General features: G+C 67.2%; 11 protein-coding genes. 6 read left to right on the top strand and 5 right to left on the bottom strand.

The window, feature by feature from the left end; all coding sequences use genetic code 11:
* Positions 1-44: 44 nt before the first annotated feature.
* Entirely contained in the window at positions 45-1058 is a 1014-nt protein-coding gene (locus ACSQ2F_RS08775; protein ID WP_436021807.1) for a DMT family transporter, read from the bottom strand.
* An 80-nt stretch (positions 1059-1138) separates the two neighbouring features.
* Positions 1139-2032 carry a helix-turn-helix domain-containing protein gene (locus ACSQ2F_RS08770; protein ID WP_436021805.1) on the bottom strand — a complete coding sequence of 298 codons (894 nt, stop codon included), beginning with the start codon at positions 2030-2032 and terminating at the stop codon, positions 1139-1141.
* 17 nt (positions 2033-2049) lie between these two features.
* On the opposite strand from ACSQ2F_RS08770, the gene ACSQ2F_RS08765 reads away from it, so the two are divergent.
* On the top strand, positions 2050-2970 hold the full coding sequence (locus ACSQ2F_RS08765; RefSeq protein ID WP_436021803.1) for a phosphate/phosphite/phosphonate ABC transporter substrate-binding protein: 921 nt from the start codon (positions 2050-2052) through the stop codon (positions 2968-2970).
* Complete coding sequence (locus tag ACSQ2F_RS08760) at positions 2970-5177, top strand: diguanylate cyclase domain-containing protein (RefSeq protein WP_436021801.1); 2208 nt, start codon at positions 2970-2972, stop codon at positions 5175-5177. Before ACSQ2F_RS08765 ends, ACSQ2F_RS08760 begins: the two co-directional genes overlap by 1 nt.
* A 252-nt stretch (positions 5178-5429) precedes the next feature.
* Here ACSQ2F_RS08760 and ACSQ2F_RS08755 read toward each other — a convergent pair whose 3' ends face one another.
* On the bottom strand, positions 5430-6092 hold the full coding sequence (locus tag ACSQ2F_RS08755; protein WP_436021799.1) for a DJ-1/PfpI family protein: 663 nt from the start codon (positions 6090-6092) through the stop codon (positions 5430-5432).
* Positions 6093-6233: 141 nt separating this feature from the next.
* Between ACSQ2F_RS08755 and ACSQ2F_RS08750 the strand changes: the two genes are divergently transcribed.
* Together ACSQ2F_RS08750 and ACSQ2F_RS08745 are read left to right on the top strand one after the other, a co-directional pair.
* Positions 6234-7265: a GlxA family transcriptional regulator gene (locus ACSQ2F_RS08750; protein ID WP_436021797.1), complete on the top strand. Its 1032-nt coding sequence runs from the start codon at positions 6234-6236 to the stop codon at positions 7263-7265.
* Positions 7266-7427: 162 nt separating this feature from the next.
* The gene (locus ACSQ2F_RS08745; RefSeq protein WP_436021795.1) at positions 7428-8249 is read left to right on the top strand and encodes an SPFH domain-containing protein; all 822 of its coding nucleotides are present in this window, start codon (positions 7428-7430) and stop codon (positions 8247-8249) included.
* A 127-nt stretch (positions 8250-8376) separates the two neighbouring features.
* Here ACSQ2F_RS08745 and ACSQ2F_RS08740 read toward each other — a convergent pair whose 3' ends face one another.
* Positions 8377-9261 carry a LysR family transcriptional regulator gene (locus ACSQ2F_RS08740; RefSeq protein ID WP_436021793.1) on the bottom strand — a complete coding sequence of 295 codons (885 nt, stop codon included), beginning with the start codon at positions 9259-9261 and terminating at the stop codon, positions 8377-8379.
* Between the two features lie 202 nt (positions 9262-9463).
* On the opposite strand from ACSQ2F_RS08740, the gene ACSQ2F_RS08735 reads away from it, so the two are divergent.
* Entirely contained in the window at positions 9464-10519 is a 1056-nt protein-coding gene (locus ACSQ2F_RS08735) for a TerC family protein (protein ID WP_436021791.1), read from the top strand.
* A 213-nt stretch (positions 10520-10732) separates the two neighbouring features.
* Complete coding sequence (locus ACSQ2F_RS08730; protein ID WP_436021789.1) at positions 10733-11188, top strand: PA2169 family four-helix-bundle protein; 456 nt, start codon at positions 10733-10735, stop codon at positions 11186-11188.
* Positions 11189-11427: 239 nt separating this feature from the next.
* Here ACSQ2F_RS08730 and ACSQ2F_RS08725 read toward each other — a convergent pair whose 3' ends face one another.
* Positions 11428-14640 (bottom strand): glycoside hydrolase family 3 N-terminal domain-containing protein, encoded by a 3213-nt coding sequence (locus ACSQ2F_RS08725; RefSeq protein ID WP_436021787.1) that lies wholly within the window; start codon positions 14638-14640, stop codon positions 11428-11430.
* Between the last annotated feature and the right edge of the window lie 326 nt (positions 14641-14966).

Raw genomic sequence — 14966 nt, 5'->3', positions numbered from 1 at the left:
GAGCATGGGTTCGCGGATGCTGAACTCTTGTGTCAGGCCGGTAGTCACGAGTGCCATGGCTTCCTCTTCGAGGGGCGCTCCGGGCAAACCCAGAGCTTCTTCCCCGGGGCTTTCGCAGCGCGGTCAAGCGGTGCCCCGACAGGCACAACTCCGGCACGGTGCACCGCCGCAGCCCAGGCCACTCCGGCCAGGAGCAGCCCCGTCGCCAGGACTTCCGTCCCGGTCGGGGCGCGCCGCGTCCAGCAGTACCCGTACAAGAGACCGAACAGGGTTTCGAAGATGATCAGTTGGCCCGTCAAGGTCAGCGGCAACAACCGGGTCGCCCGGTTCCAGCACGCATTGCCGATCACCGAGGCGCACAGCGCGAGCACCGTGCCACCCGCGGCCAAGCGCAGGACGTCGCCGCTTTTGCGCGGTAGCGTGTCCAGTGCGACGGCCGCGAGGGCAAGCCCCACGGCCAGGATCCCCGTGGCGGCGCCCACGAGCAATGCGCCGTCATGGGCCGACACGTCGGGACGGCGCCCGAGCCAGCGCTTGTTGATGACTGAATACATCGTCCAGCACGCCAGCGCGATGAACGCCCCTGCCAGCCCGGCTGCCCGTTGCAGCGGGGTCGTGTCGGGCGGGCCTGCGCGCAGGGATTCGGCGGCGACAAGGGCCGTTCCGACGGCGCCCAGCGCGAGCGGGCCCCACAGTCGCCGGAGCGGCACGGCGTCAGGGTCGCGCGCGCCGGCGACCGTGAGGGCCAGGGGAACCAGGCCGATCACCAGAGCCGCGGCGGCGCCGCCCGCGCACTGCACGGCGGTGGCGAGGCCAAGGTAGTAGACAACGTTGCCCAGCAGCGCGAGTTGCAGCACAGCGAGCACGTCGTCCCGCTTCATTGCGCGCGCGAACGACCTGGCGCGTGGCGCCAGGAGCACGCCGGCGATGGCTCCATATGCAAGGTAACGCGCCGCTGACAGCTGCAGCGCATTGAAGTCGTGCAGCACCTGCGGCGCCAGGAAGACGAGCCCCCACATCGCGCCGGCCGCAGCGCCCTGAACCAGGCCGATCGTCAATCCTTGTGTCATGGGCGGCAGCTTGGCGCGGTGCACTCGACTCGTCTTGACCGCAGCGCGCCCTGCCCTGACCCAGGCTCCTACCGCGAGCGCCGCGCCTTCCGAAATGCCGCCGGCGTGGTCCCGCTGATGCGACGCATCGCACGCGTCAGCGCCGTCTGGTCCGAGTAGCCGGCATCGAGCGCGAGTTGGGCAATCGGCGTGTCGGACGTCTCGAGCGCTTGCTCGACGTGGCGCAGCCTGGCTTCGGTCAGCCAGGCTTGCGGCGTGCAATCGAGGTCCGCACGGAACAGCGCATGCAGCCGGCTCGCGCTCAGGCCTGATTCCCGCGCCATTCGGCCAACCGGCCACGACTCGCCGGGTGCGGCCTCGATCAGACGAAGGAGCGGCTCAAGCCGTGAGGCCGAGCCCACACCGGCGCCCAGTGCTCCGATGAACAGGGGCATGCAATGACGTGCCATCGCTTCCGGGGTGGTCCGGGTCGGACTCGCCAGCTGCACGAACTCGACAAGCCGCCGCACTGCCGCGCTGACCGGGAGGAAGGTTTGGCGGTACAGCTGTTCCATCGCATCGGCGCCGAGCGCTTCGGGATCGAAGTCGAGCACCAGGAAGCAGTTGTCGTCGAGGGCGCGCTGATCGTGGGTCACGTTTGGCGCGATGAAGGCGGCGCGGGATGCGTCGAGCCGAGCGCCCCGTCCGCCAACGTCGATCTCCAGCGCGCCACGCACGGCGATGACGATCTGGGCGTGATCGTGCGCATGCTTCGCACTTTCAGCGCCATAGCTGCGCAGATGGAGGGTCGCCGGTCGCATGGGAAGGAGTATGCGCCAGGGCCCTCTCCTGAGAAATGGAAGATCTGACCCTGCCCGTCCCCTGAGAAATCGAAGATCTGACCCTGCCCGCTGCCCCTGCCCGTCCCAAGCTCTGAAAACCGGCATTTCACGGGCGCTTTTCCAGCTGAAGCCGGCGCGCATCGCGGTGATGATTCACCATGTTCTGCTCCCCGCATTCGTCTGCCGTTTCCGCGCTCGTCGTCTGCGTACTGCTCGGCGTCGTCGCCTGTGATCGGCCGGCTGCGCCCTACCAGCCGACCTATTCGAATCAAAGGCAGACGGTCGTCGAGACCACGCTGACATTCGCCGTTCATCCGCTTCACAGCCCCCAGCACCTGGCCGCGCTCTACCAGCCGCTGGTGGATCAGCTGCAACGGCGCCTGCCCGACCTGAAGTTCAGGCTCGAAGCGTCGTCGAGCTACCCCGCCTACGAGCAGAAACTGCGAGAGCAGCGAGTGGCGCTCGCGCTGCCGAATCCGTACCAGACACTGCTGGCCGAGCGCCACGGCTACCGTGTCATCGCCAAGGTGGCCGACGATGAGGACTTTCGAGGCCTGATCCTGCTTCGCAGGAACAGCCCTGTCCGCTCGCCAGGCGATCTGGCCGGCAAGGCCGTGAGCTTTCCGGCGCCCACCGCGCTGGCGGCGACCCTGTTGCCACAGCGCTGGCTGCACGACCAAGGCGTGTCGATGCAGTCGATCGACGCGCGCTACGTCGGCACCCAGGAAAGTTCCATCCTCAACGTTGCCCTCGGCAAGACGGTCGCGGCGGCGACCTGGCCGCAAGCCTGGCGCACTTTCAGCGCGCAGCAGCCTGAGCTCGCTTCGCAGCTCGTGGTCAGGTGGAAAACGCCCGCGCTCATCAACAACTCGGTGATGGTGAGGGCCGACGTCGACGAGAAGACCGCCTCGCGACTGAGCGCAGCGCTCGTCGACCTGAGCGGTGACGACGAAGGGCGGCAAGTGCTCAGACAGATCGAGCTGAAGGGTTTCGAGGTGGCGAACGGTCGCACCTACGACCGAGTCCGCACGTTCCTGCGCGCCTTCGAGCGTGATGTCCGCAAGGTGGAGGGCCCGTGATGAAGCGCATGCTGGCCTGGCGCCCGACGACCTTCCGCGCACAACTCGCTTTTGGGGTGGCGGCGGTGCATGCGGTGCTCATGTCGCTGTTCGTGGCCGACTTGGTCAACGACCAGAAGCAGTTCCTGCACGACCGGCATGTGCAGCGCGGCATGGGCATTGCGCAAGGCATCGCGCAGCAGTCCCTCAGCCACCTGCTCAGCGCCGACCTCGCGAGCGCCCAAGAGGCGGTGCAGGGCTTTGCCACCTACCCCGAGATGCGCTACGTCGCGGTTCTCGACAAGAACGGCCTCGTGCTGGCCCACACGGAACGGTCTGTCGTCGGTAGAGGCATGGTCGACGCCGAGTCACGGCGCATGCTGCAGGGGCCCGCGAAGCCCGGTGTGCTGGTCGACGACGGCCACATCCTGGACGTCGCATGGCCTGTGTTGTGGCAAGGTGAGGTGATCGGTTGGGTGCGTTTTGCCGCCGGCATGGAAGGCGTGAGCGCACAGCTGGCGAAGGTGACCATCGAAGGCATCGGCTTTGCGGCATTGGCCGTGTTGCTCGGCGTGGCGCTCGCCATGCTGATGGCCCACGGCACCACACGTCGCCTGTATGGTCTCGTCAAACTGGCCGAAGCCACCGGCCGCGGTGAACGAGGTTCACGTGCCGAGGCTGATGAACGCAACGAGGTCGGCCGCCTCGCCGGCGCATTCAACCACATGCTGGACACGCTGTCGGTCAAGGAAGGTGAGTTGCTGGCCGCCAACCAGGAACTGGAATCACGCATCGCCCAGCGTACCGCGGCGCTGGCGGAAAGCGAAGAGGCGATGCGGGCCATCCTCGAGCAGGCCAACGATGCCTTTGTCTCCGTGAACGAACAGGGTCTCGTGACCAACTGGAACCGCGCGGCCGAGCACACCTTCGGCTGGAGCGTCAGCGAGGCCATTGGCCAGCCCCTGGCCGAACTCATCATGCCGCCGTCGATGCGTGGAGCCCACCTGAGCTGGATGCACCGCTACGTGCAGCACGGTGGCGCGACCCGCATGGTGGACCGCCGCGCCGAACTGATCGGCTGGCGCCGCGACGGCAGCACCTTCCCGGTCGAAGTGGCGGTGCGCGTGCGCACCCGGCCCGACGGCGTGCGCTTCTTCGACGCCTTTCTGCGGGACATCAGCGAACGCAAGCAACTCGAAGCCAAGTTGCAGGCGCTGGCACTGGAAGACACCCTCACCCAGCTGCCCAACCGGCGCGCCGCGTTGCAAACGCTGCCCGTCGCGCGGGCCCGCTCGCTTCGCGCCGGCAAGCGCCTCGCGGTACTCTATCTCGACCTGGACGGCTTCAAGGGAGTGAACGACCGGCTTGGTCACCCGGCGGGCGACGAAGTACTCCGCACGTTTGGCGATCGCCTGAAGCGCTGCGTGCGCGCGTCCGACCTGGTCGCGAGGCTGGGCGGCGACGAGTTTCTCGTGGTGCTCGAGAGCGTCGCGTCCGAGGAAGACGCAACGCGGATCGCCGAGAAGTGCATTGCCGCCAGCAGCGAGCCCTACTTGCTGAGCGGTGAAGTGGCGCTGCTGTCATCCAGTGTCGGCATCCGCGTCGTCGAGGTCTCCGAAGACGCGAGCCCCGAGCGCCTGTTGGCCGACGCCGACGAAGCGCTGTACCACGCCAAGCGTGCAGGCAAGCACTGCTGGCACCTGTGGTCGTCCGCAATCCCGGTGGCCGACGGCGACATCGGAAACGCCTCGGAATCAGGCGCACCGATTGAGCCCATGGCTGCGCCGCCGGCGTTGCAACGCCTTTTCTACGTCAGCCGTTCACGCATCGATCCCCAGGCGCAGGAGCAGCAGCGCACCCTCGAGTTGGCGAAGCAGCGCAATGCGGCGCTCGGCGTGACCGGCGTGCTGATCTTCTCTGGTGACCACTTTGCACAGGTGCTGGAGGGTTCACCCGAGGCCATCGAGACGCTGATGAAGTCCATCCGCGCCGACAGCCGGCACGAGGTGCTGCGTGAATGGCCTCATCAGCCGGCCAACGACCACCGCTGGTTCCCCGACTGGTCGATGGCCTACGCCTACGACGAGCGGCTGACGACAATGGCCAACCGCCTGATCGGCGACAAGCGGTCGCAGGCACCGCTGGACGCAGTCGCCCCGACGCTATTCGCAGCAATCGAGTCCTACCAAGGCCCCTTCCGACGGATCGAAGGCGGCGAGGCCGCCTGATAGCGCCAGCTCCGCACGGCTCGCCTGCCGCTGGATAGATCGCCGATCACCGGGTGATCGGACCGCTGCCTGGTGCAGAACATGTCCGTTGCCCCGGCCCTCTTCATGACGTTCGCCAAGCCGAGGTTCATGTCCGCCCGCCTAGCTCGCACCCTCTTCCTCTCGCCGGTTGGTCCCGGCAATCCGCATCCTCAGCACACGCGCAACAAGCGAGAGGCCACCTTTGTCTGACCGGGCCCTCCCGCCGTCGAATCACACCGGCGGTCGCTTGGACCGCAGTCTCTCCAGCGCTGAGGCCTCGAACTCCCGCACCAGCTTTCGGGCCGAATCAGGCGCTTGATCGGGTGTGCCATTGCCCTGCGGCGGCTGTGGGTAGTACTCGATGCCCAGCTGCACGGTGCGCGCCACGGCCTCATTGGCGACCAAGGCTGTCAGGGCGAGGGCGGCGTCGATGCTGGCGGAGACGCCGGCTCCCGTGAACAGCTTGCCATCCTGGCACCAGCGGTCCGTCACCACCGTCGCCCCATACGCGGCCACCTGCTCACGCACGGCCCAGTTGGTGGTCACCCGTTGCCCTCCGATGAGCCCGGCGTGGCCAAGCCACTGCACACCGTTGCAGATGCCTACCGTCCAGGTCGAACTTGCGTCCAGACGACGAATCGTTTCCATCAGTGCCGGGTCATCGAGGGCGGCCGCCACGCCGGGGCCGCCGGGCACGTACAGGATGTCGGTGGTCGCGACGTCGTCGAAGCGGCGCCAGGCATGAAGGGCAAGCCGTCTCGTGTCGGCCCACACCAGCCCGGTCTCCCTGGCAGCGAACTCGATGTCGATGCCGGGAACGTTGGCCAGTACCTCATAGCCGCCGACGATGTCGAGCGCGGTGTACCCGTCGCTCAGCAGGATGGTCATTTTCATCTCGGGATCCTTCTTGAACCGCGCTGCCATGTGCAGCACGCCGCCATCGTGAAGGGTTCGTCGGTTGACATCCACTGGCAGTATCGCCATCCTCCTGGGCGATACCGCCAACCTGCTACTCCAGCTGGCCACCCGCAGGACATGCCTCGCACCGCTCCAACTGACCGCCCGCTCGATGTCGCCGTCCTTGTCTACCCCGGCTGCATGGGCGTCGAGGCGTTCGCGATGGCCGACGTGCTGTTGATCGCCAATCGGTTGGCCGGTGCCGGGCGGTCGGCACCGGGACGTGCACCGCCGTTCAGTGTCCGACTGGTGACCGCGCGCCAGGAGGGCCCGGTGCGTGTGGCCGGAGGCCACGCGATTCATGCCGCTCGCCTGGGACGCACGCCCGACGTACTCGTTATTCCCGGACTGGAGCTCCAGCTTCCCGGCGAATGGGATGACCTGCTGGCGGCACTGAAGCCGGAGTGCACCGTCCTGCGGCGGGCCGCCCGGCTCGGCGCGGCGTTGGCCGGCGTCTGCCTCGGGAGCTTTCTCATGGCCGAAGCCGGGCTGCTGGACCGTCGCCGCGCCACCACCGCCTGGCCGTTCGCAGGCGACTTCGGCCTACGGTACCCGCAGGTTCGTGTCGATCCCGACGCCGTGATCGTCGAGGACGGCCCCGCCCTCACTTCCGGCGCGGTGAGCAGTGCGTTCGACCTGAGCCTTCGCCTGGTCGAGCGGCGATGTGGCGCCCGCCTGGCTCGTGCAACAGGCAAGCTGGCCTTGCTCCACGCCCCTCGCGCCTCCCAGCAGCCTTACACGGATCGGTCGCTGATGCCGGCCGCGGCAACGCCGTTCGCGAAGCGTGCGCAAGACTGGCTCGCCGCTCGCCTTGCCGAGCCGTATCGCATGGACGCGCTCGCAGCCGCCCTGCACGTGAGCTCGCGAACGCTGCTGCGCCGCTTTCGTGACGAGGCGGGCACCACGCCGCTGGCCTGGCTACAGTCCGCGCGCATGCAGCGCGCGGCCGAGCTGCTCGAGGGAAGCGGATGCGCCGTGCTCGAGGCGGCCCATTCGGTCGGCTACGGCGACCTGCCCACGTTTTCCCGCCTCTTCACGAGGCTGCGGGGCGAGACGCCCTCCGCCTGCAGGCAGCGGCATCGCCGACCTCGTGGCGTGCAACGGGCCTGAACGAGTCGGCTCGCTTCATCGGCGGGCTTTCCGTGCAGGGAGCGCAGGACGGAGCGCTAAAGCGCTGCCCTCGGCATCAAGCCGTGGATTGCTGCGCGCCGGGGCGTTGTCGCCGCGAGACGAGCACGCCACGGCCGCCCTGCCGGCGTGAGAATGCGCGCCATGCCCACCACCGGTCTGCCCATGATCCGCCTGCCCCTCGTCCTGGCCGCCGCCATCCTCTTGTCCGCTTGCACCCGCATCGAAACTGGCGAGGTGGGCCTTCGCCAGAACTTCGACAAGACCTGGGAGCCGGAGGAACTGCTGCCTGGGTCCTTCAACCAGACCCTGATCGGCAACGTGCAGACGTTCAAGGTGCAGGACGTGGCGGTGGAAGCCAATGACCTCACGCCACTGGCCGCGGACAACTCCACGGTCAAGGACTTCGACGTCACCGCCATCTACAGCGTGAACCCGAAAGCCATCAACGACCTGTGGACCGGCAAGAACCGGTCGTTCCATGTGTTCGATGACCATTCGAAAGACATCCTGCTGATGCACAACTACGTGAAGCTGGCGCTGCGCAATGCGGCGTACAAGGCGGCCCGCCAGCATCCGTCGCTGAAGCTGACTGACAACCGGGCCCAGATCGAGGCGGCCATTCGCGAGCAGATGGCCAGCACGTTCCAGGGCGAGAACCTGGCGAACGCCATCACGGTGTCGCAGGTGCAGCTGCGTGCGGTGTCGCCCGCCGACAGCATCGTGGAGAGTGCAAACGCCCTGGTGCGTGCCGAGAACGAGCTCAAGACCAAGGAGGTCGAGGTGCAGACGGCGCGCAAGGAGGCGGAGCGCATCGCGGCATTGAACGCCAATGCAAAGGCCATCGACTACATGAACGCGCAGGCGAACTACATGATTGCCGAAGGTGTGAAGGCCGGCAAGGTCCACACCATCGTGGTGCCAGTGGACTTCAAGGGCATCGTGCAGGTGCCGACGGCGCGCTGAGTCCCGGTCCGGCCGCGGCGGCCGGTCACGGCACGGAGGACGCGGTGCTCGTCCAAGCGGATTCGCGCCCTGCCCGAGGGCGAGCCCGGGCCCGGCGCGCTTCTCGCGCGCATCCGGTGCACCCGCATCAGGCGTCCCGCGCGCCGGCCAGAATCTTCAGCACCAGAGGATGATGCAAGCCGCGGCGTGATCGGATGGCATGGATCTCCTCGTGCAGGCCCTCGCTGCGCCCGAGCAGGCGCAGGTTGCGCACGGTCGTGAGATCCGTGGCGCCCAGGGCCGTGACCGGGAAGACACCCATGCCCTGTGAGCCGAACAGGCTCAGCAGCGCGCTGTCCTCGAACTCGCCCACGATGCGAGGGGAAATGCGATTGGCCTCGAACCACCGATCGATGCGCCCCCGCAACGCCGCATGTCCCGTGGGGAGGAGGACCGGCAGCGCGCCCAGACACGCGGGGAAGGTGTCGATCTCGGCCTTGTGGACCAGCGTCGTCGGGCCGTACCAGTCCACGCGCGACACCATCAACCGCTCGCTGCTCAAGCGCAAGTTGGAGTTCGGTGCCGGCGCCTGGCAGGCGAGCACGAGGTCGAGCCGGTGCATCGACAGCTCGGCCAGCAGCTGCTCGACTTCGCCCTCATGACACACGAGCTTGAGCGACGGTGTGTCGAGCACGGGCTTGAGCAACACGTGGGCGGCCAGCTTGGACAGCCCGTCCGACATGCCCACCGCCAGTCGTGCGGACTGGCCCCATGACCCGGCCTTCGTCTCCTCGACGATCAACTCACCGATCTGGAAGATCTCCTCGGCGCGCGCAAAGACGGCTTGCCCCGCCTCGGTGACCGTCGTCCCGCGCCCGGACGGCTTGAGGAGTTGGTGCCCCAGTTCCTGCTCCAGCGCCTTGACCTGAGCGCTGATGGTCTGGATGGCCATGTCGAGCCTCGCGGCCGCGCGGGCGAAGCCGCCCTCCTTGGCAACCACCCAGAAGTAGTACAGGTGACGGTAGTTCAGCATGGGCCTGGCTTCTGGGCATGAACGGTGAGAGGACTTCGCAAACACCGAAGTGAAGCTCACTTTAACGCTGCTTGGCCGGGTCGGCCGGGGCGCTCACGATCGGGCCCTTCGATGGACGCCGCGCCTGTGCAGAACCGCCCTCGTTCCCTGCAACCGCGAGGCACTCACCGAAGGCCCCATCACCTCGCTCGGGACACTTACCATGGAACTACTCAGCGCTACCCTGCTCGGCATGCCGGTCTGGATCTGGCTCGCCTTCTTTGCAGCCGTTCTCGCCGTCCTGGCGTTCGACCTGGGCGTGATGCACCGCGAGTCCCACGAGATCGGCGTCCAGGAGAGCCTGAAGATGTCGGCCCTCTACATCGGCCTGGGTCTTGCCTGGGCCATTGCGGTGTACTGGATCTACCTGAACTACGCGGGTGCCGGGGCGGTCGACCCACAGATTGCGGGCGCTGCCACCCAGCACGAACGCGCCTGGACGGCGGTGGAGCTGTACCTCACGGGTTACCTCGTCGAGAAAACCCTTGCGATGGACAACGTGTTCATCATCTCGATGATCTTCGCGTACTTTGCCGTGCCGCGCGCCTACCAGCACCGGGTGCTGTTCTGGGGGATTCTGGGCGTGATCGTGCTGCGCGCCCTCATGATCGGGCTCGGCGCTGCGCTGGTCATGGAGTTCGCCTGGGTGATGTACTTCTTCGGTGTCGTGCTGTTGGTGACGGGCGTCAAGATGCTGGTGATGGTGGACCACAAGCCCGACATCGCGAACAACCCGGTGCTCCGCTTCCTGCGCCGGCACCTGCGGGTCACGAGCGACCTGCATGGCCACGACTTCACCGTCCGCCAGCTCGATATGGCCAGCGGCAAGCGGCTGCTCTACGCCACGCCCTTGCTGCTGTGCCTGGTCCTGGTCGAGCTGGCCGACCTGGTGTTCGCAATCGATTCGGTCCCGGCGATCTTCGCCATCACGCCCGACCCCTTCATCGTCTACACCAGCAACATCTTCGCCATCCTGGGCCTGCGGGCGCTCTACTTCGCCCTGGCCGCCGTCGTCCACCGCTTCCACTACCTCAAGTACGCCCTGGCCCTGGTGCTCATCTTCATCGGCACCAAGATCTTCCTCGGCGACTGGCTCTTCGACGGCAAGGTGCCCTCCTCCATCAGCCTGGGCGTCACGGGCGCACTGCTGGCCGGCGGCATCCTGGTGTCGTTGTGGAAGACGCGCCGTGTGGGCGACACAAGCTCGCCGGCGCGTTGAATCCCGAGGGCGGCACGGACTTGCCGCACCGCCTTCGGCCGGCAGGCGCGTCAGCCCGCCGGCCGAGTGCGTGCCGCACCGTCATCAGGCCCCTTGGGCGCCGCGGTTTCCGGTCATGTAGGCCCAGGCGCACGTCCGCGTGCGACGCTCTCCGGCAGCCAAGCTGGCCGGGCTTGCGCATGCTGGCGTTCTCGCAACCGAAAGGAGATCGACATGGACAACGACGATATCGTGGACATCCTGAATGACCTGATCGAAACCTCGAAGGACGGTGAGTACGGCTTCCGCACCAGTGCAGAACGTGCCCACACCCCCGCCGTGAAGTCGCTGTTGAGCTCTCGCGCCGCTGATTGCGCCAAGGCCGCTGCCGAACTGCAGGTGCTGGTCCGTCAGTACGGCGGCGAACCGGAGGACGACGGTACTGCCATGGGCGCGATGCACCGCGGATGGGTGGCGGTCAAGGCCGCCATCTCGACGAGCGCCAACGAAGACCACGCGATCCTGGCCGAGTGTGAGCGCGGCGAAGACAAGGCCGTGGCGTCGTACCGCAAGGCCGTGGCGACCGAAGGACTCCCGGTGGATGTTCGCACCCTGATCGAGCGGCAGCTGCAAGGCGCCCGCGCGAACCACGATCAGGTGAAGGCGCTGCGCGACAGCGTGCGGGTCTGATCGGAGGCTCCCGTCGATTCCATCCCCTCCCGGCTCCTGTCGGGGTTGGATGAAGGAGACGGATCTCGCCGGACTGCCTCTGTCACCGCCGCATGTCCCATGCCGGCGAGGGCCGACAGCCGAACGGGGCGCCCACCGGCGCCCCGTTTTTTTGGATGTCGCCGCCGCACGGTTGAACCGCTGCGGCGGCTTCGAAGACCGCGCTGACCTGTGGTCCAGGCGCGCGGCTCGGTTTCACATCATTGGGTGAGCACGACGTTCGCCACCTCGAAGCGAACCCCCTGCTGGTCGTCCCAGGCCGGGAAGATCCCGAAGGGCACCACGACGTTGTCGAGCGTGAAGCAAGGGGCGTTCTCGTTGGCCACGACATCGGCAACGGGCACCGTGATGCGGTGCACCTGGCCATCGGCCGGCGGCTTCACCGCATCGGGCAGCAGGTAGTCGACGTTGCGGCACCCTTCCCCCGGACTCTCCATCTTGATCGCCAACCCCTTCGTGTTCGCACCGTACGTGATCACCTTGAGGTCGAACGACAGCGTGCCGTTGGCATAGTTCGCGAGGTTCAGGCCGGACCCTTTCAGGGTGAAGGTGGCGTTGCCCCCATCGGCAAGAAACTGCAGGTCGTAGCCCCCTGCGATGGGTGTGGCGACGAGGTGCGTCCCGTTGGAGATGTACATGTCGGCCTTCAGGTCGCCGTGGAAACCGGCTCCGCCCATGAGCGTTGCCGTCGGGCCCGGCAGCGGCTCGATGGCCGGCGGCGGAGGAGGTGCCACCTGGGCGCAGGTCAGGGTGTCGGCGTCGCCAGAGGCGCCCACGACCCAGCGGACCCTGGCGACCGTCGCCGAGAACGCGGCGGCCGTCTTCAACAGGAACGGTGTGTCGACGGTGGAGAAGTCCGCGCCGGCCGCCTCGAAGCAGGCCAGCGGAATCTTCACCGTGCTCGTCACATCGAGTGGCAGCGACTTCAAGTGAGTGGTGAGGTCGGCCTCGCCTCGGCAGGGGTAGATGCAGTCGACGCGGACCTTCACCTCACCGGCGGGCGGCTGATGCACCGCGATGTCGAAAGCGAGCACGGCCTTGGCATCCGGATGCGTGTAGCCGGCCAGGTTGGCGGCGCCGGTGGGGTTGCTGGACGGCCCCACCATCGCCTTGAACTCGGCGTCACCGCCGGCCCAGACCAGCTTCTTCGCATCCTGCTGCACGTTGAGTTGCGAGGTGGTCACGGTAAGCCGACCGTCGGAGGTCGCCACGGTGGCATTGAGGTCGTCACCTACCGGCACATGCCAGTTCGGGTCCGAACCGATCTCGAGCTTGAACTGCGGGTGCTGCGCAGGATTGAAGATCTCCAGCGGCTCCGTGGCCGCGGGGCCGTTGCCGGCCGTCTGGCCGCATCCCAATGCAGGCGATGTCTCGTCGAGCGCATTGCCGACCGCTGCGCCCGGAGCGGCGTAGGTCTTGCCGGAGCCGAAGGCGAAGAGCGGTGCATAGTCGGCATCGCCCTGGTTCACCGTCGTCTGGCATGCGGTCTTGGGCCATGAGAACGACAGCCGCCCCTGGAAATCGACATTGACTGAACCGTCCTCCTTGCGGAACAGCACGTCGGTCACGCCCTTGCCCTCCGTGCCGGGAAGGAACGCTGCGACGAACGCATCGCTGCGGTTCAACTCCTTGTTGACCCAGACAGGCCGGCCCGACATGAGTACCGTGACCACCGGAACGCCCTGCCCCTTGACCACGTCCAGCACGGCCAGGTCGGCCGGATAGCGCTTGGCGTGCTCCAGGGTTCCAGCCCGCCCGATGTCGCCCGCACCTTCGGCATAGGGCGTCTCGCCGATGACGGCGATCACCGCCTTGTACTGCGTCACGTCGACACCCGCGCCGTCCGGCGAGTAGGTCACGTTGTCGGCGCCGGCGGCCTCCCGGATGCCGGCCAACACGGTGTCGGCCGCCGGGAAATCGGCGTTCACGTTGGTCGTGCCCTGCCAGGTGAGCGACCAACCGCCGGTCTGGTTGCCGAGGTTGTCCGCGCTGCGCCCCACCACGAGGATTTTCTGCCCGCGCGCCAGGGGCAGGACGTTGTTGTCATTCTTCAGCAGCACGAGCGACTTGCGCACCGCCTCGCGCGCGAGCTCCCGGTGAACGAGCGCGTTGGCATCTCCCGCGCCGGCCCGCAGCGACGGCTTGGTCGACGACGTCTGGCCATCGGCCACCGTCATCAACCCGGAGCGCATCTTCACGCGCAGGATCCGGGTCACCGCATCGTCGATGCGCGACATCGGAATCGCGCCCGACTCGACGTCAGCGATGGTGTCGGCAATGAACTGCTTCCAGTCGTTCGGCACCATGACGAGGTCGATGCCGGCGTTGATGGCGGGCGGGCACGAGGTCTTGGAGCAGCTCTTCAGTGTGCCGGCCGCATCCCGGTACTGGACCTGGGCAATGCCGTCCCAGTCGCTCACGACGAGGCCATCGAAGCCCATCCGCCCTTTGAGCACATCGGTCATCAGGTACTTGTTGCCGTGCATCTTCACGTTGTCGAAGGCCAGCGGCGTGCCATCGGGCGCCGTGCCGGTGAAGGTCCAGCTGTTGAAGGATGCCATCACGGTCTGCGCACCGGCCGCGAGCGACGGGTAGTACCCGGCGCCATGGATGGTGATCATCTCGTCCAGCGACGCCTTCGACTCACCCTGGTCGCGGCCCTGGTCGGTTGCCCCGTCGCCCATGAAGTGCTTGGCCGTGGCCACCACCGTCGGGCGCCCGCTCCCGGCGAAGGTGCCCTGCAGGCCGCGCGTGTAGCGCCCGCCGTAGGATGCGACGATGGACGGCTCCTCGGAGAAGCCCTCGTAGGTTCGGCCCCATCGGTCGTCTCGTACCACGGCCAGCGTCGGTGCGAAGGTCCAGTCGATGCCGGTGGCCACCACCTGCGCTGCCACCGCCGCTCCGATCCGCTCGATGAGATCCGGATCGTTCGCCGCACCGAGGCCGATGTTGTGCGGGAACAGCGTCGCACCGTAGAGGTTGTTGTGGCCATGCACGGCGTCCGTGCCCCAGATGACCGGAATCTTCACGGCCAGGTCGGTCGCCATGGACGCCTGCCAGTAGGCATCGGCCAGTGCCAGCCAGTCCGCCACCGAAGCACGCTTGTTGTTGCCCGGCCAGCCCCCTCCTCCGTTCAGCACGGAGCCGATGTAGTACTGGGTCACCTCGGCCGGGGTGATGCTGCGAATGTCCGGCTGTGTCATCTGCCCGACCTTTTGTGCGAGCGTCATGCTGGCGACGATCGCCTTGATCTGCTCCTCCTGCACCGGGTTCTTCGCGATGGCACTGGTCACGGTGGGCCAGTCAGGGCGCGGGGTCGCGACGTCGTCGTCGCTGCCGCCACAGGCGGCCAGGCCGAGGCCCAGCGCGAGCAGTCCTGCGCCCAGGCGCGGGATTCCAGGTTTCAATTTCACGGTTCGACTCCTCTGTCGAGTGAGGGCGGCGGCATGCGCGCAAGCGGCCGCCGCCGTTCGTTGGAACAGCTACTTCTTCACGCTGGAACCGGTTTCAGTGCGGGCGACTGTACGCCTGCGGCGGATTTCTTAACCTGGGATTAATACCGATGAATGCGGGCTTACAGATTGCCTGCGCAGCGCCTGTGCTGCGAGACGGCGCGTATGGTCAGGCACCGAGGCTGCTTGCCGCATTCAGGCTGAGGGAAACCCTGGCCGGTCATCCGGGGGATGGTGCGAACGGCACGGCGCGGCCACCATGCGTGCGTCGTTGGCTCCCCGTTCCG

Origin of the sequence: Rhizobacter sp. LjRoot28 (assembly GCF_964253025.1) — a bacterium.
In the GTDB taxonomy this organism is placed as follows: domain Bacteria; phylum Pseudomonadota; class Gammaproteobacteria; order Burkholderiales; family Burkholderiaceae_C; genus Rhizobacter.
This window is presented reverse-complemented; position numbering and strand designations above follow the sequence as displayed.

Coding starts and splice junctions, on each gene's coding strand:
- ACSQ2F_RS08770 (WP_436021805.1), bottom strand. CDS start 2,032: ATGCGCGCCGGCTTCAGCTGGAAAAGCGCCCGTGAAATGCCGGTTTTC.
- ACSQ2F_RS08765 (WP_436021803.1), top strand. CDS start 2,050: ATGTTCTGCTCCCCGCATTCGTCTGCCGTTTCCGCGCTCGTCGTCTGC.
- ACSQ2F_RS08760 (WP_436021801.1), top strand. CDS start 2,970: ATGAAGCGCATGCTGGCCTGGCGCCCGACGACCTTCCGCGCACAACTC.
- ACSQ2F_RS08755 (WP_436021799.1), bottom strand. CDS start 6,092: ATGAAAATGACCATCCTGCTGAGCGACGGGTACACCGCGCTCGACATC.
- ACSQ2F_RS08750 (WP_436021797.1), top strand. CDS start 6,234: ATGCCTCGCACCGCTCCAACTGACCGCCCGCTCGATGTCGCCGTCCTT.
- ACSQ2F_RS08745 (WP_436021795.1), top strand. CDS start 7,428: ATGCCCACCACCGGTCTGCCCATGATCCGCCTGCCCCTCGTCCTGGCC.
- ACSQ2F_RS08740 (WP_436021793.1), bottom strand. CDS start 9,261: ATGCTGAACTACCGTCACCTGTACTACTTCTGGGTGGTTGCCAAGGAG.
- ACSQ2F_RS08735 (WP_436021791.1), top strand. CDS start 9,464: ATGGAACTACTCAGCGCTACCCTGCTCGGCATGCCGGTCTGGATCTGG.
- ACSQ2F_RS08730 (WP_436021789.1), top strand. CDS start 10,733: ATGGACAACGACGATATCGTGGACATCCTGAATGACCTGATCGAAACC.